The organism is Pseudoalteromonas sp. L21, from assembly GCF_021728035.1.
Classification (GTDB): domain Bacteria; phylum Pseudomonadota; class Gammaproteobacteria; order Enterobacterales; family Alteromonadaceae; genus Pseudoalteromonas; species Pseudoalteromonas arabiensis.
On the sequence record NZ_JAKKCV010000001.1, the window covers coordinates 717,793 to 736,597 of the forward strand.

21 protein-coding genes are annotated in these 18,805 nt (G+C 40.5%); 15 read left to right on the top strand and 6 right to left on the bottom strand.

All coding sequences use genetic code 11. The features are described from left to right. Positions 1-2: 2 nt before the first annotated feature. Both L3V41_RS03285 and L3V41_RS03290 read right to left on the bottom strand, forming a co-directional pair. Complete coding sequence (locus tag L3V41_RS03285) at positions 3-539, bottom strand: hypothetical protein (protein ID WP_193987731.1); 537 nt, start codon at positions 537-539, stop codon at positions 3-5. Position 540: 1 nt separating this feature from the next. Then, positions 541-1,998: a HAMP domain-containing sensor histidine kinase gene (locus L3V41_RS03290; RefSeq protein WP_062569534.1), complete on the bottom strand. Its 1,458-nt coding sequence runs from the start codon at positions 1,996-1,998 to the stop codon at positions 541-543. A gap of 311 nt (positions 1,999-2,309) precedes the next feature. On the opposite strand from L3V41_RS03290, the gene L3V41_RS03295 reads away from it, so the two are divergent. The 5 genes from L3V41_RS03295 (at position 2,310) to L3V41_RS03315 (ending at position 5,094) form a co-directional block, all read left to right on the top strand. Beyond that, positions 2,310-2,537: an EF-hand domain-containing protein gene (locus L3V41_RS03295; protein WP_237127158.1), complete on the top strand. Its 228-nt coding sequence runs from the start codon at positions 2,310-2,312 to the stop codon at positions 2,535-2,537. A gap of 9 nt (positions 2,538-2,546) precedes the next feature. Continuing rightward, complete coding sequence (locus tag L3V41_RS03300) at positions 2,547-2,774, top strand: hypothetical protein (RefSeq protein WP_062569532.1); 228 nt, start codon at positions 2,547-2,549, stop codon at positions 2,772-2,774. Between the two features lie 100 nt (positions 2,775-2,874). Beyond that, entirely contained in the window at positions 2,875-3,108 is a 234-nt protein-coding gene (locus tag L3V41_RS03305) for an EF-hand domain-containing protein (RefSeq protein WP_062569531.1), read from the top strand. 6 nt (positions 3,109-3,114) lie between these two features. Next, on the top strand, positions 3,115-3,348 hold the full coding sequence (locus L3V41_RS03310; RefSeq protein WP_062569530.1) for an EF-hand domain-containing protein: 234 nt from the start codon (positions 3,115-3,117) through the stop codon (positions 3,346-3,348). Between the two features lie 105 nt (positions 3,349-3,453). Continuing rightward, entirely contained in the window at positions 3,454-5,094 is a 1,641-nt protein-coding gene (locus L3V41_RS03315) for an amidohydrolase (RefSeq protein WP_237127159.1), read from the top strand. Between the two features lie 7 nt (positions 5,095-5,101). On the opposite strand, the gene L3V41_RS03320 is transcribed toward L3V41_RS03315, so the two are convergent. Next, positions 5,102-5,332 (bottom strand): YgjV family protein, encoded by a 231-nt coding sequence (locus tag L3V41_RS03320; protein WP_193987734.1) that lies wholly within the window; start codon positions 5,330-5,332, stop codon positions 5,102-5,104. Positions 5,333-5,598: 266 nt separating this feature from the next. On the opposite strand from L3V41_RS03320, the gene L3V41_RS03325 reads away from it, so the two are divergent. Then, the gene (locus L3V41_RS03325) at positions 5,599-6,255 is read left to right on the top strand and encodes a Crp/Fnr family transcriptional regulator (RefSeq protein WP_062569528.1); all 657 of its coding nucleotides are present in this window, start codon (positions 5,599-5,601) and stop codon (positions 6,253-6,255) included. A 37-nt stretch (positions 6,256-6,292) separates the two neighbouring features. On the opposite strand, the gene L3V41_RS03330 is transcribed toward L3V41_RS03325, so the two are convergent. Beyond that, positions 6,293-6,859, bottom strand: a complete 567-nt coding sequence (locus L3V41_RS03330; RefSeq protein ID WP_130149573.1) for a phosphoribosyltransferase family protein — start codon at positions 6,857-6,859, stop codon at positions 6,293-6,295. 196 nt (positions 6,860-7,055) lie between these two features. Further along, positions 7,056-8,351 carry an aminopeptidase PepB gene (gene pepB / locus L3V41_RS03335; protein ID WP_193987735.1) on the bottom strand — a complete coding sequence of 432 codons (1,296 nt, stop codon included), beginning with the start codon at positions 8,349-8,351 and terminating at the stop codon, positions 7,056-7,058. Positions 8,352-8,512: 161 nt separating this feature from the next. On the opposite strand from pepB, the gene sfsA reads away from it, so the two are divergent. Next, positions 8,513-9,232, top strand: a complete 720-nt coding sequence (gene sfsA, locus L3V41_RS03340; protein ID WP_237127160.1) for a DNA/RNA nuclease SfsA — start codon at positions 8,513-8,515, stop codon at positions 9,230-9,232. Here sfsA and L3V41_RS03345 read toward each other — a convergent pair. After that, the gene (locus L3V41_RS03345) at positions 9,222-11,771 is read right to left on the bottom strand and encodes a penicillin acylase family protein (RefSeq protein WP_237127161.1); all 2,550 of its coding nucleotides are present in this window, start codon (positions 11,769-11,771) and stop codon (positions 9,222-9,224) included. The genes sfsA and L3V41_RS03345 overlap by 11 nt on opposite strands. 142 nt (positions 11,772-11,913) lie before the next feature. Between L3V41_RS03345 and L3V41_RS03350 the strand changes: the two genes are divergently transcribed. The 8 genes from L3V41_RS03350 (at position 11,914) to L3V41_RS03385 (ending at position 18,568) form a co-directional block, all read left to right on the top strand. Then, positions 11,914-12,903, top strand: a complete 990-nt coding sequence (locus L3V41_RS03350) for an AraC family transcriptional regulator (RefSeq protein WP_237127162.1) — start codon at positions 11,914-11,916, stop codon at positions 12,901-12,903. 214 nt (positions 12,904-13,117) lie between these two features. After that, entirely contained in the window at positions 13,118-13,561 is a 444-nt protein-coding gene (gene dksA, locus L3V41_RS03355) for an RNA polymerase-binding protein DksA (protein ID WP_062569522.1), read from the top strand. Positions 13,562-13,580: 19 nt separating this feature from the next. Continuing rightward, positions 13,581-14,525 carry a tRNA glutamyl-Q(34) synthetase GluQRS gene (gene gluQRS, locus L3V41_RS03360; protein WP_237127163.1) on the top strand — a complete coding sequence of 315 codons (945 nt, stop codon included), beginning with the start codon at positions 13,581-13,583 and terminating at the stop codon, positions 14,523-14,525. A gap of 236 nt (positions 14,526-14,761) precedes the next feature. Then, entirely contained in the window at positions 14,762-16,108 is a 1,347-nt protein-coding gene (pcnB, locus tag L3V41_RS03365; protein WP_237127272.1) for a polynucleotide adenylyltransferase PcnB, read from the top strand. Further along, positions 16,108-16,596, top strand: a complete 489-nt coding sequence (folK, locus tag L3V41_RS03370) for a 2-amino-4-hydroxy-6-hydroxymethyldihydropteridine diphosphokinase (RefSeq protein ID WP_193988985.1) — start codon at positions 16,108-16,110, stop codon at positions 16,594-16,596. Before pcnB ends, folK begins: the two co-directional genes overlap by 1 nt. A gap of 29 nt (positions 16,597-16,625) precedes the next feature. Continuing rightward, the gene (gene panB / locus L3V41_RS03375) at positions 16,626-17,420 is read left to right on the top strand and encodes a 3-methyl-2-oxobutanoate hydroxymethyltransferase (RefSeq protein ID WP_062569519.1); all 795 of its coding nucleotides are present in this window, start codon (positions 16,626-16,628) and stop codon (positions 17,418-17,420) included. Beyond that, positions 17,421-18,272 carry a pantoate--beta-alanine ligase gene (gene panC / locus L3V41_RS03380; RefSeq protein ID WP_237127164.1) on the top strand — a complete coding sequence of 284 codons (852 nt, stop codon included), beginning with the start codon at positions 17,421-17,423 and terminating at the stop codon, positions 18,270-18,272. It begins immediately after the preceding gene. Positions 18,273-18,328: 56 nt separating this feature from the next. Continuing rightward, the gene (locus L3V41_RS03385; protein WP_062569517.1) at positions 18,329-18,568 is read left to right on the top strand and encodes a hypothetical protein; all 240 of its coding nucleotides are present in this window, start codon (positions 18,329-18,331) and stop codon (positions 18,566-18,568) included. Positions 18,569-18,805 lie beyond the last annotated feature (237 nt).

Sequence of the window (18,805 nt, forward strand, 5' to 3'; positions counted from 1 at the left end):
ACTTACTGCTCCTTAGTCTCTTCGCGAAGAAGAAGTTGCTGCTCAATCGTAGCCAGTGACGACAGTGTTTTTTCCATTTTTTCGGTTAATGCTTGCTTTGCTTGTTTCGCTTTTAAATGCTGCTTAACACTTTGCTTTTGAAGCCAAAGGTACTGCTTTATATCATCTGGCCAATAGTAAGCTTGATCTGTTTTGTCTAGTAACTCCAAGGTTTTTTCTGGATTTGCTTCGCTCTCTAGACACAGTGATTTAAACAACGCTTTGATTTCTTTTTCACCGACATAACTTACTTTTTTATGTGTGTTTTTATAGCCTCCGCATTGCTGGGCATGCCAAGCAATAACAATATTTGCAGGCGGATACATTGGCTCACTTTTCGGACGCGGCTTGGGATTTGGCTCTCCCTCTTCGGGTGTTACATGTTTTTTATTAACTACTTGCTGCGTTTGCTCTGTTACAGGCTTAGGTTCTAGCAACGAACAGCCCGAGAGCATTAGTGCAGCAATCATCATAAAATTGGCTTTATTAGCTAAGCCCATATCAGTTAACTCCCTGGGTTAATTGAATTGGTAATATTACGGTAAAACAGCAGCCATGTGGGTCGTTGTCTTCAAGCTTTAGTTCACCGTTTAATTGTTCAACTGTTTCTTTCACAATAGTAAGTCCTAAGCCACTGCCCATCTCAGCTTGGTTTTTGGCATTCTTACCTTGATAAAACGCACCAAAAATAGACATTTTTTCGGATTCATCGACACCAATGCCAAGATCGCTCACCGACACCATAAGCTTACTGTGTTTAAATGTCACCTTAATGGTAACTGCTTCTTTTTCTGGTGAAAATTTTAATGCGTTGGAAATAAGCTGCACTAAAATCATTTCTAATAATTCCGTTGAAATATAAAGAGAGCGGCTAGGTAACTCATTTAACCAAAGCAACGATTGGTCTCGGGCTATTAGGCGATGTTCAAAATGTCGCTCTATTTTGCTCATCATCACCGAAAAGTCTAATTCGGTGATGCTCTCCTTACTGGTGCGAATTGCATTATAATTTAAAAGGCTTTCAATCATAATGCGTAACCGCGCCATACTTTGCGTAATAAGCTCTAATACTGCTTGCTGCTCTGCATTAATAGGTCCAACTATTTCATCAACAAGTAGATCTGTTCCTTCAACCATAGAAGCCAATGGGGTTTTTAATTCATGTGTAACATGACGTAAGAATGTATCTTTTTGCTGTTCAAGCATATGTAGTTGCGCTTGTACCCACTGTAACTTGTTGCCCAACTCAATCAACTCAGCAGAACCTTTAACAGAAATATTTTGTTGCCAATGTCCTTGTCCCAGTTTATCGATAACAGATGTCAATTCGCGTAAACGCCCACTGATCCGCCATAAAAACCCGCCACTCACCAGCAAAGTAATAGGGATCAATGCCAATAGCCAATTTATAAATGACGCTTGTAAGGTTTTTAAGTGTTGTTGGTTTTTCGTGATGCGTAATTCATTCTGATCACGTAGCCACACCGTTTGCTCTGCAATTAGTTTACTGGCTGGTGCAAACAGCTCACCATCTTGCTTTTGTTCATCTACTAAGTGTTGCTGAGCAAAGCTCAACACATCAGCCAGCTGCTGCCATTGGTTAACGTAATCTGGTGAGGGACTCAAAAAAATTAGCTCATCAATGCTTTGCAAAGATGACTGCCATTTATTTGCAATTAAGGTATCAAGTGATTCACTTTTCAACACCCAGTTTTGCCTCGTTGCTCGCTCAAGGCTATTTAGATCTTGCTTAAGACTATTAAATGTTTTGGTTACTAAGTAGTTATCGCTCACTATTTTTTGAGTGACAGCAAGCTGCTTGTTGAGCGCATTTAAAAATAGGATCACCACCAAAGATAAAGGCAATAACGATAAAAGAGTACTAAATACAAACTGCCCGATTAAGTTGGGACGCCAATCGAGTAGGTGTTTGAACTTGCTGCTAGCTTGCCTTTGCATAGGTTTCCTTCAAGGTGTGACAGGTATAAATTATCTATGAGCTAAGTTATACACTGGCTGAATTTTATCTGAAATTCAGCACTATTTTCACTAAAAAATCAATATCGTTGCAATTTGGAGACAAACTAAACAACTGATTTTAAAAGGTTAAATTTAAAAGTTTATTTTCCCGTTGCAAAAAAGACACAAAACCATGTAAGAATTTCTACCGACACACGCTCAAAAACACATAAAACATTGATAATTAAGAGATTTTAACTTTGGCATTGTTTTTGTAATAGAGTAAATAATTAATTTTCTTAGGAATTAAAATGAAGAAATTAGCCCTTGCTGTGCTGATGGCTGTGTGTTGTATCTCAACAGCGACTTATGCCCTTAATTTAAATGATTCTTTTAAAGAACTGGACAAAGACAGTAACGGTACTTTAAGTGAATCAGAGGCATCGGAAGACGCACTGTTACACGACAACTTTTCACAAATTGATACGAATCAAGATGGCCAAATTTCTTTTTCAGAATTTCAATTGTTTGTTCAATAGGAGATTGTAATGAAACAACTTATTGCCGCTTTCTCGCTGATGTTTTTAGTGATCAGCGCGACCGTTTTAGCATCACAAATGGATGTACGTTTCGCTAAATTTGATACGAATGCCGATGGTGAAATTTCGCTTACAGAAGCCACACAACATGAGGACTTACTGAAGCAGTTTGCTGATCTAGATAAAAATGACGATCAGGTTCTATCAGAGCAAGAGTTTGAGAAATTCAAACTTTAACGACTTAAAGTGTTTGCCATAATCCCTGAGGGAGTGTGTAAACGGATTTAATTTTGGGAATTAAATTATGGCAAGCACTTTCACTAACAAGGAGCGCAGTATGAAAATAGTCTCAGTTATTTCACTAATCCTTATTACATTTAGCTTTAATAGCTTTGCATTAGATGTAAAACAACGTTTTAATCATCTCGATAAGGATAAAGATGGCTATTTAAGCCCTGACGAACTTACGCCTCAGCCTCATCTTAAAAAGCGTATAAGTCAGTGGGATCAAGATAATGACAAGCGCATATCACTCCTTGAGTTTAAAAATTATTTAACAAGTAAGAGCTAACAAACAATGACAAGATTAACCATCACCAGCTTAGTTTCATGTTTTCTTTTTAGTACTATGAGCTTAGCCTCTGGCAGTATTGGTGAGAAGTTTAAACAACTTGATCGCAATGATGACGGCTATTTAAGTCGCTCTGAATCAGCACGAGACCCAGCACTTTGGTCTCGTTTTCAAAGTTACGATAAAGACAAAGATAACAAGTTATCGCTCGCAGAGTTTGAAGTTTACGCTAGCAAATAAATTGAGGGTGTGCCAAGCACCCTTCCCCTGCCATTTTTGTTCAAGTAGTTGCAGTTTATTACAACTCTGATACTGTTTTTATAAATCAATAAAAACAAGACAATTATGAAATTCATCATCGGCTTACTCGCATCAGCATCACTATCCTGTTTTGCAAACACAACGGTCATCTATAACGTCAATGGCTACACACCGACCTATAAAGGGGATACTAAGCAGTTTTCAACACTGGTTATTAAAGACGGCAAGGTGGTCAAAACAGGCAATGACTCCTTAAAAGCCAGTTATCCTGATGCAACGGCCCTAGATGGTGAACAGGCGACTTTACTACCTGGGCTTATTGACGCTCATGGCCATGTTATTGGCCTTGGTAATAACCTATCACAACTGGATGTTAGAAATACCCGTTCAGTTGATGAGGTAGGAAAAAAGCTCGCAGAATTTGCGAAAGATAAACAAGGCTGGATCATTGGTCGTGGCTGGAACCAAGAGCAATGGCCAGGCGCGCAATTTCCTACGGCAGCAGACTTAGACCGCTATGTAAAAGATAAGCCTGTGGTACTGTCTCGAGTTGATGGCCATGCGGTGTGGGTTAATTCGAAAGCCATGGCGCTTGCTGGTATCGAAAAAGACACTCGCTCTCCTACTGGTGGTGAAATTTTAAAACTGGATTCAGGGCTAGCTTCAGGTGTCTTCATTGATAAAGCAGAAACACTAATAACCCAACATGTACCAAAAGCAAGCCACGCCAGCATTAATACTGCTTTAGATAATGCAGGTAAACATTTGCTCAGCTTAGGCATTACATCAACTCATGATGCGGGTATTGATTATGATACGTGGCAAGTTTACAAAGAACGTGCCGAGCAAGGCACTCTACCGCTGAGAATTGTTGCTATGTTAAGCGCAAGCGACCCAAAACTAGACACCATGTTAAAAGCGGGTCGCTATAAAGATATGCATGACTACATGTCAATCAGAAGCGTGAAAGTATACGCCGATGGTGCGCTGGGTAGCCGTGGTGCTGCGCTAATTGATGAGTATGCTGATCGAAAAAATTACCATGGCTTAATGCTTGAAACACAGCAAAAACTCGAACAACTTTTCACCTTAAGCTTTGAAAATGGTTTCAGTGCGAACACCCATGCTATTGGTGATAAAGCGAACCGTATCGTATTAGATGCCTATGAAAAAGTATTTAAAAAATCTGGGGGGATTTTGTTACGTAACCGTATTGAGCATGCGCAGATTGTTACGCCCGACGATATTCCTCGCTTCAAATCACTAAAAATTATTCCCTCAATGCAACCTGTGCATGCCACGTCTGACATGCATATGGCTGAACAACGCTTGACCGATAAACAACTTACCGGTGCATATGCTTGGAAAACATTTTTAGAGCAAGGTTCAATTGTGGCTGCGGGCTCTGACTTCCCCGTGGAACTAGCTGACCCATTCGATGGTTTATATTCAGCCATTACTCGCATGGATCACAACCAGTTACCAAAAGGTGGTTGGCGGCCAAAAGAGCTATTATCGAGAGATGAAGCTTTGCGAGCGTTCACTTTAGGCGGCGCTTATGCTGCTCACCAAGAGTTTAAATTAGGCAGTTTAGAGCAAGGTAAATGGGCTGACTTTATTTTAATAAACAAAGACTACTTTACAGTTCCAGTTTCACAAATTCATGATATCAAGGTAAAGCAAACATGGATTGGTGGCGAACTAAAATATCAACAAGAACACTAAATGGTCACTATTTAGCGTCAGTGGATGACTGACGCTTTAATTTAATAATATGGTAAATATTCACAAACGTCAGGAGTCCATTAGTGAATGCAACAGGAATGGCGTCAATTGCTATACCGTAACAAGTAAAAGCAATACATCCGGCCAAATTAAACCAACGTAGTTTAATCACATCACTCATTGTTAAAGAAGCGACCAACAAAGCAGACGCTAAATAGCCTAAATATTCCCAACTCAATTGTTCTCTCCTAGGCTTTAGGTTAGCATTAGAGCTTGTCATTTTTTTTGACTTACTCATTGCTACTTTAACAATGAAAATAAAAAAGCTAACTTACTGAAAACCTTATAAAGCACAGTGAATACTTTGCTTAAAATCATTAACACGGGAAATGAAGGTAAAAGCAAGGCATAGCCTAGCTAGCAAGTTAGCGTGAATTCTTAGAATCTTAATGCTAACGTCATTAAGGTGTAATAAATAGGACAATTGTCCGAAGAGCGGCGTTAATGTTTCAATATCATTTTTCAAGTTATCTCGTTGAGCAATTACTTACTTTTGCTGGAAGTCGTTACCAACAAGCAAAAAAAGAAGTGCTGATCCATCAAGATCAACCTCTGTCTAAACTTGTATTAGTTAGAAGCGGAACTGTGTCGCTTAGTTATGATGTGGGTAATGGCCGCAGACTCTTACTCGGCCAGCTTGATTGTAATAACACCTTGATTGGCGAGATTGAAGCGCTAAACAACTTACCCTGCATTTACACAGTGACCTGTTTTAGTGATGTGAGTTATAACTTAATTGAGCTAAAACATTGGCGCTCACTGTTGCTAGAAAAGCCAGAACTCAGCTTGTACACAGCACAAACTATTGCTGCTAAGTTTCAAGAGAATCAGAAAATAAATCTCGATAAACTCCTATTGCCACTGAGTTATAACATCGCAAAAGACTGTTTATTAAGGGCTGAGAATAATAACCCAACACTGCTACGCGCCTACCCTACGGTTAATGCAGAGGCTGAACGTTTCGCAACCACTGAACGCGCTTATCGCCGCGTAGTGACAGAGCTGGTAGAAAAAGGATTGATAGTAAGAAGCAACCAAGGACTTAAGGTTGTTGATATAGAAAAGCTAAGCAACTATGTTGATAGCTTTTCACAATTGTGAGTATGTGCCTACATACTCACTTTATTTAAGTAGCAATTTACTTATTTAATAATAAGTCTTGGATATTTGCTAAGTCTGACTTGCCTTCAATAATTTCATCTGGCGTTAAACCTGACAGCTCATGAGGGAAAACTAACCACTCATCAGACTCATGAATATAATACTCAGGCACCATGTCTACTTTTGAGTTTTTAGGCTTGTAATATGGGCAAGCAACACGAATATCGCGTGGCAGATTCAAGCGCATTAATTCAGAAAGTTTTTCTTTTAAAGCGAAAATACTACGTCCAGAGTCAAATACATCATCAACAATCAACAACGAATCATCTGCGTTGGCATTTTCGATGATGTAATGCAAACCATGTACTTTAATTTCTTTTGACTGCTGATTAATACCGTAATAAGACGATGTACGCACAGCAATATGATCTGTCTCTATGCCTTTGTAATCATAGTACTCTTGTACTGCGATACCGATAGGAGCACCACCACGCCAAATACCAATGATGAAATCAGGACGAAAACCATCTTCATAAACTTTAGCAGCAACGCGAAACGAATCTTCAAGTAACTGCTGCGCAGTGATATAGCACTTATCTGACATAAATAGAGACCCCAGTGTGAATTGATCATTCAAGTGTAGTTAATGAAATTTAAACTAACCACCTGATGAGAAAATGTGGGGCGAGATTTTATACTAAATGATGAAAAAAATCTTGTATCAGTTTGTAAATCACATTAAAAAACAAAAAAGCGCCTAATAAAGGCGCTTTTGGTAATATACTTCGTGTAGTACTCAATTAAGCTTTTTCAAGCAACGTTCTAGCAACCGTGCGCATACCTTGTGTTGTAGCACCCGCGGCCCACTCACTCGTACTACCCATATTGAATGCTGCAGCAAGGTCAATGTGCACCCAACCTTTACCATCGTTAGGAACAAAGCGCGATAAGAAGCCAGCAGCATTTGACGCACCGCCGTAACCGCCGCCTTTTTGTGGGCGACTATTTGCTGTATCAGCATAAGGTGATGGGCAGTTTTGTTGGTGCCACTTTTCAAGAGGGAGTGGCCATGCTGCCTCCATTTCTTGCTCTGCAAAATCTTGTACTTCACGCACAAAGTCTTTATCAAGGCCAAATAATGCATTGTACTCTTGACCTACAGCCACAAGTGCAGCCCCAGTTAGCGTTGCCGCATCAATGATTAATGGTGCGCCAGTTTCACCCGCAGCCATTAAGCCATCAGCAAGTACTAAGCGGCCCTCAGCATCGGTATTAACAATTTCAACTGTTGTGCCATTTTTATAAGTAAGAATATCACCTAGTTTATAAGCATGACCTGAAATTAAATTTTCAGCACAACATAAAAACAGCTTAATGCGTTTATTCACGCCACGACTAATAGCAAGCGCTAAACCAGCAGTAACCGTTGCTGCACCGCCCATATCGCATTTCATACCAAGCATGCCTTCGCTTGCTTTAATTGAATAACCACCCGAATCGAATGTGATCCCTTTACCCACAAGAGCAGCATCAACAGGGGCATTGTCGTCACCGGTTGGGTTGTAATCTAGCTCTAATAATACAGGTGGACGCTCACTACCACGGCCTACAGCGTGAATACCTATCCATTGATGTTCTAAAAGTGCATCACCTTTAATGATTTGGTAACTAACGTGCTCAGGCGCTAATGACTGAATAAATTCAGCCGCTTTGCCTGCTAAGCTTTCAGGAAAAATATCATCGGCAGTGCCGTTGATCATTTGGCGAGCCCATGTCGCTGATTTTGTTAATGCAGCCAGTTCATTGCTATCTGTTTTTGCGTTTTCGGCAAACTCAACTGCATCTAAATTTTTTGGCGATACAAAGCCTTGATAAAAAGCCCATTGTGTTTCAGTGCACCAAACATCACCCGTTAGAGCAACATTCTTTAAGCCTTGATTCGCTAACGTACGCGCTGCTTTTTGTACGTTTTTAAGTGTATCTTGCTCAGTTAAATGAACGGTTGCGCCTTGTTCAGTAAAAGAAAGAGAGGCTTTTTCACCCCAATGCGCGGCAGCACCCTGCTCGCTAAGTTGAACTAAAAATTTTTCCGACATGTTAGAATACTCTTTGCGCTGAAAATTGTTTATCGAGTTTACTACAGCGAACGCGACATCCCAACCGCTTGCGATAAATAACCTTTACTAAACAGACTAAGGGTGCATTCTATGTCGCTATTCATTTACAATGAACGAACGCGTTTAATCAAAACAAAATTATGCATTTTTTACCACCTTTACAATCTGCTAAATTGCTCAAACGCTATAAACGTTTTTTAGCGGATCTTGAGCTAGAAACTGGCGAGCAATTTACCGCCCACTGTGCCAATACAGGAAAGATGACTGGTTGTGCTGAGCCTGGGTTTAGCGCTTATTACTCAACCAGTGATAACAAAAAACGAAAATACCCACACTCTTTACAGCTTACTAAAAATCATTTCGGACAGTTAATTTGCGTTAATACCGCAATAGCCAATCAAGTGGTGCATGAAGCATTAACACATAATGTAATAAAAGGGCTTTGCGACTACAGCACAATTCAAGCTGAAGTAAAATATGGGCAAGAGAACAGTCGTATCGATTTTTTACTCACCGCTAATGACAAAGCAAATTGCTACGTTGAAGTAAAGTCGGTGACATTACTAAGTGAAGATAACCCCCAATCAGGACAAGGCTATTTTCCCGATGCGCAAACAGTTCGTGGCCAAAAACATATCAGAGAACTTATCGAAATGGTGCAACAAGGGCATCGCGCCGTATTACTTTTTGCTGTGCTACACGAAGGAATTAGCCAAGTCAGTGGTGCCAAGCATATTGATGAAACGTATTGTTCGTTATTAACACAAGCCATTGATTGCGGTGTTGAGGTGTATGCTTATAAAGCTGATATCTCGGCCAGTGCTATTGCACTGACCGAGCAAGTTCCATTTATTGTTTAGTCATTGAAATATCTATTTCATCAATTAAGTTAAGTGCAATATCAGCCTCTTTGTAAAATAGAGGCCTCAACTTAGCCGTTTGCGAATAATAACGACTTTGATCATCAAAGTGCTCTGAACGTGAATCTGAACTTTGCGACATAGTCAGTAACCCTTTTGCAACCGGCCCATCTTCAGTAAAGTTCATCACAAACATCCAACTTGACCCATAGTTCACTGGGTAACCTTGTGATGATAAGTTAGAAGCCAAAGGCTTACCTGTTATTGCATCAGGTAATGTTTGATAATCTGCATAAGGAATTAATGTAGAACGCGTTAGGTTACTTCTATCAAACCGAAAGACGTTGAACCCTCCTTCAACATGCATCGGCCCCGCCCATGGTAATTGTTCGCCGGAAGCATGACCACCAGCCAATGATTTTTCAACAAACTGCACATCCGCTAAACTACTCGTCAGCGATACACCATTTGACTGTAAATTAAGCATCGCATGCGCCAACGCTTTTAATGCAACATTGTCTTGGCGCAAAGTATGAGGAGTATTTGCAGGGTCTGTAACATCAAAATTAGTGTATAAATGAGTAGATGGATTAAACAAGTGAGCAAATTCACGAATTAATGCCGCCCCCTGAGTCTCTAAATTCATAGCCCCATTCCAGTTCGAAAAAATACCGCAAGCAGGGCTTACATCAACCGCAATATCGCTCGTCACCTGTACAGGTACATCACCTTGTGCCTGACACTGCATAGCAAGATCTGCAAATACAAGTTCGCCTAAATAAATACGGTTGCCTACCAGTGCTTGCTCTAATTCATCAAGAGTAAACTTAGCATCTTCGCCACCGCCATCTTGCAATAATTTTAGACCCATCCGCGTACGTAATGAGAGTGGTGTATGAACGTCACCATACTGAGCTGCAAAGCCAACAAGTGGCTCGTTTAGGTTTGTAACCCAATAACTATCATTTGAATTTTGTACATAGTCGGTGCGGGTGAGCTGAGGAGCTTCGGTAAATGGCACCTTACCCTGACTTTCAAATAGCTTCATATTTCCTGGCACTAAATCAAATCCAGTTGATTCTCTTAAGGCCACAAGTTCAGGTTGTAGACGGATGGCTAAATTGGCTGTGTCCTTTAATTTGAGAACGGTACTATCATCCACATAAAATACATTCCCAGCTTTATCTGCCGCCATGGTGTTGTTGAATGACACCCCATCAAACTTAGCGAACGACTCTTTCATATCATCAAGACTCACCGCCTGATTAAGCGCAGACCACTGGGCAACCACATCCATGTTAAATTCATTCGCATCTTTAATCGTAAATGCTTGGCTATCATTCCAGCCTAAACCATTAGCGGCGGGTGTCTCTAACATCAAACCATGATGGCTGTAATAAAATGGTTTTTGAAGCTCAATGGTCGTATTGGGGCCAATGGCAACCTCAACTGAAATTGTTTTACTGGTTATCGTATGCAGCTCATCTTCAACACGATAACTCATACGATCATCTTCATTTAATGCAAGTTGATAAATTAAAAAGTGACGTGCTGTTGAGAAGGTATGTGTCCATGCAACATGTTCATTAAAACCGATATTAATCACCCCTGGCATACCTTGCAAACTCCCTCCCATCACATTCATTGCACCGGGTACGGTTAAATGTGACTGCCAAAAACGTAGGTTTCCTTCATGGGGAAAGTGAGGGTTTGCTAATAATCCACCTTTGCCATTGGCCATCATCTCTTTACCCAAACCCCAACCATTAGAACCTAAATGCTTAAATTTCTTTTCTAATTTAAATTGCTTTGCTTGTTGATTGACATTTTTAACTAAACTGGAAACAGCGCTTGTCGCATTGCTACTTGGCGTAGGCAAATACTCATCACCGTCACCAGGGTTTGCAAAAAATGCGAGCTCTAAAAAGTTTGCTGAACTTGCCAACTGCACAGTTGCCATTGAATATGCCAGCATATCTTGTGCGGTTAAGCTTATCACCCAAGGTGCTGACGCACATTCAGGCGCTAGATTCGCAGCCCCCGTGTCATTGACATATTTATTAAAGCCTTGCACAAATCCCTCAAAGTGAGCACGGCTGGTTTCATCCAGTTCATCATAATGCTGTAATGCATATTCATTAACCCCTAATGCTTTATAACCAAAATCAGAAATTAAGTGTTTAGAGTCACCACTACCAGCGACTTGGTCAGGGCCATAATATTTGGCACGTTCGCCGCGAGTTTTAATGATTTGATCCATCAATAAACAAGCATGATCTTTGGCATATGCATAGCCACTACCAAATGCCAAGCTCTCAAGGTTTGTTGCCGTAATATGCGGCACACCGTAACTTGTCCAACGGATATTGGCCTCAAGTACACTATTTTCAGCAAAGTTCGGAATAGCCACCTTTACGGCCTCTTCAGGTTCAGGGGTTGTCGTGACAGGTGGTTCAGTAACATCATTATTGCTATCAGAATTACAGCCCACAGTGAGTAGTGCTGCGGCAACACTGAATACTAAAGGGTGGAGTTTCATTGTGCATCCTTATTATGGTTATTGTATCCATTGACCAGCTTGCCTTAATTAATTCACTAAATCTTGACTCTCTACGCAATATATTGACTTTGCGCGCCAACTCATGCAGCTTAATATTTCTAATAATAAAAAATGAAATCCTATGTTTTATGTCAGTAGTCAAATAATTCGTTCGTTATTCTATTTTCTTCAACGTCAAGGACTTGAATCAGAAAAGCTAAACTCATTACTGGCAGAGCGTGCTCATTATTTAGATGACACTTGCTATCGGTTTCCTGTTTCTGACTATGAATCGTTAATGTGCTTTGCAGATACTCAGCTTAATAAAGAGCATATTGGTCTGTTATTTGGCCAATCTCTGAAGGCACAAAATTGGGGGTTACTTGGTCATGTTGCACTTGTCAGTCAAAACCTTGAAAAAGCACTAAAGCACGCGCAAAAGCTAAATTCTTTAGTGAGAAATATAGGCCATATTGAATTAGTACATGAAAACCAACAATGCCGACTTAGCTGGCATGCAAAAGAGACAATAAATCACTACATGGTTGATGAATTATTCAGTAGCTGGTTATCCTTTGCTAAGCATTGCTGCCAGCAAAACGCAGAGCTTGCACTCGAGAAGGTACAGCTTACAAGAAAGCCTCCTTCACCTTTGTGCATGCTAGCTTATCAAGATACTTTTAATTGCCCTATCGAGTTTAATGCTGCCATAAACTGCCTGATTTTTGATGAGAAACTTCTTAGCAGCCCTTTACTGTCTCCTAATCCAGAACTTGAGCAAATCTTACTCTCTCAAGCAGGCGACGTTAGCCCGCATACTGATCACATTAACGAATTAAATGCATTTATCGCCAGCCAATTGCCCTATATCCCAACAGTCGAACAAGCAGCACAGCTACTTGGCTTTAAAAAGCGCACCTTACAACGTTACTTAACTGACCAACAATTAAGCTTTTCAAAAATAATCGATATACAAAGGAAGCAGCACGCAAAACAAATGCTATTACAAGGTTTTTCTGTGCTTGAAGTCAGCAATAAGTTAGGGTTTTCAGAACAAAGCGCACTACAAAGAGCCTTTAAACGCTGGTATCAAACAACACCGAAGAAGTTTTTAAACGAACATAATTTTTAAGTTGTATTATTTTTTTTTGCCCATATTACTAGGCAAGTTTATAAAAAATTGACTAGCAGCAAGCGTTAATCAAACCAAGTAATTACTTTTTACTCACTTCTTGGTTTAGGCACACAAGATTAATTAAAAAATAAATTTGCCTCAACCTGTCGTTTCTGCTATTTATAGCCGCCGGCTAATGCTGGGCAATATATTAAGGATTTAGGAGAAAGTTATGCCAGACCAAAAAAGACTAGGGTTATTGGCTCAGGCCGGGTTAGAGCCGTATCAGGAACAGCCAGGTGAAGAGTATATGAATGATGCACAACGTGCTCATTTCAAAAAAATTTTAGAAGCTTGGCGTAACGATTTACGTAACGAAGTAGACCGTACTAAATCGCACATGCAAGATGAAGCTGCTAACTTTCCAGATCCAGTTGATCGCGCTGCACAAGAAGAAGAATTTTCATTAGAGCTTCGTACTCGTGACCGTGAGCGTAAACTGATCAAGAAAATTGAAAAAACAATTCAATTAATCAAAGAAGATGACTTTGGTTTCTGTGAATCATGCGGTATCGAGATTGGCATTCGTCGTTTAGAAGCACGTCCAACTGCCGATCTATGTGTTGACTGTAAAACACTTGCAGAAATAAAAGAAAAACAATCAGGCCGCGGTTAATTACTTTTTAAATTAACCCATGTCTACCACAGCCGTTAATACGCAAGCGCGTATATATCGTGGCCGTTTTGCGCCATCCCCGTCTGGGCCATTACACTTTGGCTCATTAATAGCGGCTGTGGGAAGTTTTCTTGATGCGAAAGTTAATCAAGGTAAATGGTTAGTTCGCATTGAAGATATTGACACAACACGTGTTGTCCCTGGTGCTAGTGATGATATTTTACGCACATTGGAAGCTTATGGCCTGCATTGGGATGAACGTGTCACCTACCAAACAAAGCGCCTACAAGAATATCAATCCGTCTTGGATCAACTTATTGATCAAGGTTTAGTTTATGCTTGCCATTGTACTCGTAAACAAGTTAAAGCAATGGGGGGGATATACCAAGGCCAGTGTCAGTTAAAAGGTCATTCCTTCGTAAATTCGGCACTGCGATTATCCCAACAATTTGCCACTAGCCACTACAGCGATCTCATTCAGGGAAAGGTAGAAGTCGACCAAGCTTTAGCCAAAGAAGATTACCTTATCAAGCGTAGTGACGGTTTATTTGCTTATCAGCTAGTTGTTGTGGTCGATGATATTGCTCAAAATATTAGTCATGTTGTGCGTGGTGCTGACTTATTAGAACCCACAGCACGACAACTCAGTTTATTTAAACAACTTAACCAAACAGCCCCACAATACGCTCACCTACCTTTGGCAGTTGCAAAGCCGGGCTTTAAATTATCAAAACAAAATTATGCCCCTGCGATTTCAAAAACAGCACCTAAGCCTGCGCTTTTTGATGCCTTTCGCTTTTTAGGCTTAAACCCCGAACCAGCTCTTTTGTCTGCAACGGTCGAAGAAATGCTAAAATGGGCTATTGTGGCCTACCATCTTGAATGTGTTCCCAAAGTAAAAGAGATTCAAGTAAGTGAGGATCCACATTCATCTTTTAGTAAATTTCAATCCATCCCAAAATAAATTGCCAATTTTAAAGGTCGAGTAACTTAATTTTTATGCCACGCTGGTATATGATAGCGACCCAAAGTGTGCGATTCATCAGCACCTAATTATAGCGCCACATTTTATGGACATTTACTGACTCAATCTCACACCGACGAAGTGAAAAAACAAACGCTATACTTGATGAGTTGCAAAGACCATGTCGTAGGAGACAGATTATTATTTCCAAGCTTTTTCAATTTTGTCGGCAAATTATTGGCCCAAATGCCACTGACACAAACAATGCCGTGCAAGCCAGCGAATTGCCTTTGGTGATCGAACGTAGTGAACATGGGATTTCACGTAAACAATTTAGCCCAAATGCAATCAAAGTATTGTACCGCTTAAAAGAAGGTGGCTTTGATGCTTACCTTGTAGGTGGTTGTATTCGAGATATATTGTTAGGTCAACAACCAAAAGACTTTGACGTAGTAACTAACGCAACACCTGAACAGATCAAAAGACTGTTTCGAAATTGCAGAGTGATAGGTCGACGCTTTCGTTTGGCGCATATTGTATTTGGTCGTGAGATTATCGAAGTAGCGACCATGCGTGGACACCACGAAGCCGACGAAGCTAAAAATCAAATTAGTCAATCAAGCGAACATGGCCAATTGCTACGTGATAATGTGTACGGGAGTATTGAAGAAGACGCCGAGCGCCGCGACTTCTCTATCAATGCCCTTTACTACTCAATTAATGATTTTTGTATTTATGATTACGCTAATGGCATTAGCGCAATTAAAGCGAAGCAAATTGAGTTAATTGGCGATCCAGAAACGCGCTACAGAGAAGATCCTGTGCGTATGCTGCGCGCTGTTCGCTTTGCCACTAAATTAGGTATGAGTATTGCGCCTGCAACCGAAAAACCTATTGCAGGCCTGGCAAATTTATTAGACCACATTCCAGCAGCGCGTTTATTTGAAGAATCACTCAAGCTATTTTTAAATGGAAAAGCTGAAGAAAACTTCATTATGCTACGCCAATATGGTTTATTTAGAGCACTATTTCCAGCACTTGATAAAATCTTAGATGCCAATCCTGATGGCCTTGAACATGCGTTTATCCTGCAAATGTTTAAAAACACCGATAAGCGTATTAATGCAGATAAAAAAGTCACGCCAGCTTTCATTTTTGCAGCCTTGTTGTGGTTTCCATTACAGAGCATTGCTAAAAAGTTACAACAACGCGATCAACTGTCAGAGTACGATGCATTTGCACAAGCGATGAACAAAGTACTGAGTGAAAACGCGCAACATGTAGCTGTACCAAAACGCTTCACGCTAGGCGCTCGCGATATTTGGCATATTCAACAACGCCTTGATAAACGTGGTGGACAACGCGCTTATCGACTGACTCAGCAACCACGTTTTAAAGCCGCATATGACTTCTTACTGTTACGTGTTCAAGCAGGTGAAACTGAACTTCAAGAGCTTGCTAACTGGTGGACAAACTATTTAGGGCAGGACATAAATGGCCAAAAAGAAATGGTCAAAGCACTTGGTCATCAAGGTGGTCCAAAACGTCGCCGCCGTCCACGTAAGAAAAAAACAGAGCAATGATGAATCAAGTTTACTTAGGTTTGGGTGCTAACTTAAACGCACCTCAAGAACAAATACACCGCGCCATTACTGAGTTAAAAGCACACTCAGATATCGAGTTTATAAGTGCCTCTCATGATTACGCGAGTAAACCTATGGGTCCACAAGACCAGCCTGATTATGTTAATGCTGTAGTATGCATAAAAACAGAGTTAGCCCCAGAGCAATTACTCGATTTAACACAAAGCATAGAACTTAAGCATGGTCGTGTACGAAAAGAGCAGCGTTGGGGTCCGCGAACTCTTGATATTGATATTCTTTTATTTGGCGACCAAATAATTGATACACCTCGTTTGACGGTGCCACATTATGGCTTAACTGAGCGAGAATTTGTTGTGTATCCATTATTCGAAATAGCACCAACATTGGTACTACCAAATAGCCAAGCACTTGCTGATATAAAAAATACGTTGCCCTTAAACGATTTACAACAACTCCCTCAGCAGTAATTAACCAAGGCAAAGCCTCAGAGGAAATTATGTCTAAAATCACCGTTTCTACACTTAATAAAATGAAACAAGAACAACAAAAAATCACGGCATTGACAGCCTACGACGCCAGTTTTGCCAAACTGTTTCATGATAATGGCGTCGAGGTGATTTTAGTGGGTGATTCACTTGGCATGGTATTACAAGGTAATGACGATACTCTTGCTGTCACCAATACTGATATAGCCTACCACACCCGTTGTGTGCGCGCAGGCAGCCGCGACTTATTCGTTATTGCTGATTTACCGTTTATGACATACGCCAACCCAACAGATGCTTGCAACAACGCAGCTGAGCTAATGCGTGCGGGTGCAAATATGATTAAGCTTGAAGGTGGTGAATGGTTGCATGACAGTATTCGCGCCATGACTCAGCAAGGCATCCCTGTATGTGGTCACTTAGGCTTAACACCACAATCAGTGCATGTATTTGGTGGTTTTAAAATTCAAGGTCGTGAGCAATCTCAAGCAGATAAAATGGTTAGTGATGCTAAAGCACTCGAAGCTGCAGGGGCGCAATTGCTTGTTTTAGAGTGTATTCCGAGCGAACTGGCTAAGCGTATTACTGATGAGCTAAGCATTCCAACCATCGGCATAGGTGCAGGCAATAAAACTGACGGGCAAATCTTAGTAATGCACGACTTAGTAGGCATTTCAGCCGGTTACATTCCTAAGTTTTCAAAAAACTTCTTATTAGAGACGGGCACTATGCCTGCAGCTGTTCAAAAGTATTGTGAAGATGTAAAAAGTGGTGCTTTCCCAAGTACCGAACATGAGTTTAAATAAATGCAGTCAATCACCGAAATTAAATCGTTACGTAGTCAGATCAAGGCTTGGCGTCAAGCAGGCTTGAGCATTGCGCTTGTCCCGACTATGGGAAACTTGCACCAAGGCCACTTTTCATTAGTTGAAAAAGCAAAAACATTAGCTGATAAGGTTGTGGTCAGTATTTTTGTTAACCCTATGCAGTTTGGCGCTAATGAAGATCTTGATAACTACCCAAGAACACTTAGTGCGGATAAGCAAGGGTTAGCCGATTTAAATACTGATATCGTTTTCACCCCATCTGTAGAAACGATCTATCCAAATGGCTTAGGCGAACAAAGTTTTGTCGATGTGCCTGGCGTATCCATGGGCTATTGTGGAGGCTCTCGCCCTGGACACTTTAAAGGTGTGGCAACGGTTGTCACTAAATTATTTAACCTTGTTCAACCTGATTTTGCCTGTTTTGGTGAAAAAGACTTCCAACAACTGCAAGTCATAAAAACCATGACGCGTGATTTATCTATACCCGTTGAAATTATTGGCGTTCCTACATGTCGTGAAATTTCAGGCCTTGCTATGAGCTCTCGTAATGGCTATTTATCTGATGAGCAAAAAGACACTGCAAAAGCCCTGTTTGCCACGCTAAATAATACAGCAACGGCACTTAAACAAGGCAACGCAGATATCGCAACACTTGAGGTAGAAGCAAAAACACAGCTTGAAGCAGCGGGGTTAAAACCTGACTACTATGCAATTGCCGAGCGCTCAACGCTAAAAGCTGCAACAAGCGAGGATAAACAACTCGTTATTTTAGCAGCAGCCTATTTAGGTACAGTGCGTTTAATTGATAATTTGCAAGTTGAGCTGGATTAAATACGCTTAATCTGGGTAAGATGGATTTAGAAGAACACAATATACTAGGGATCAGCATGAAAAAACTACCAGCCATTACAGCGTCATTGTTTGCTTTGACGCTTTTATCAGCTTGCTCAAACAAAATTGAAAACCCAGAAATGCAACAATGCGCTCAACAGAATTACCAATGTGAAAGCAGTTGTGAACAACAAAGTACCGCAGATGGATTAGTTCACAAAGTATGTAGTAATAAATGTATTGAAGCTTACAATCAATGTAAAGCGAATGCAGAAAAGCTTGGTGATGTAAAATAACCCCCCTTACTAGACACTGGTTATTTTTATAATCAGTGTCTTACTCTTAATAGAACCCTCGATTACAATTTTCAAACCTCAATTAAGCGTCTGCTAATTTTGTTCATATTTTTGCTCACCCTTTAAGCTATTCATATTAGAGCAAGCTTTCGTTCATTAAACTTACCCGTATTAGTGATGAACTGATTAACTAACAGTGTAATTATTTCTTACTAATCCCAAAATTACTTCTTACAT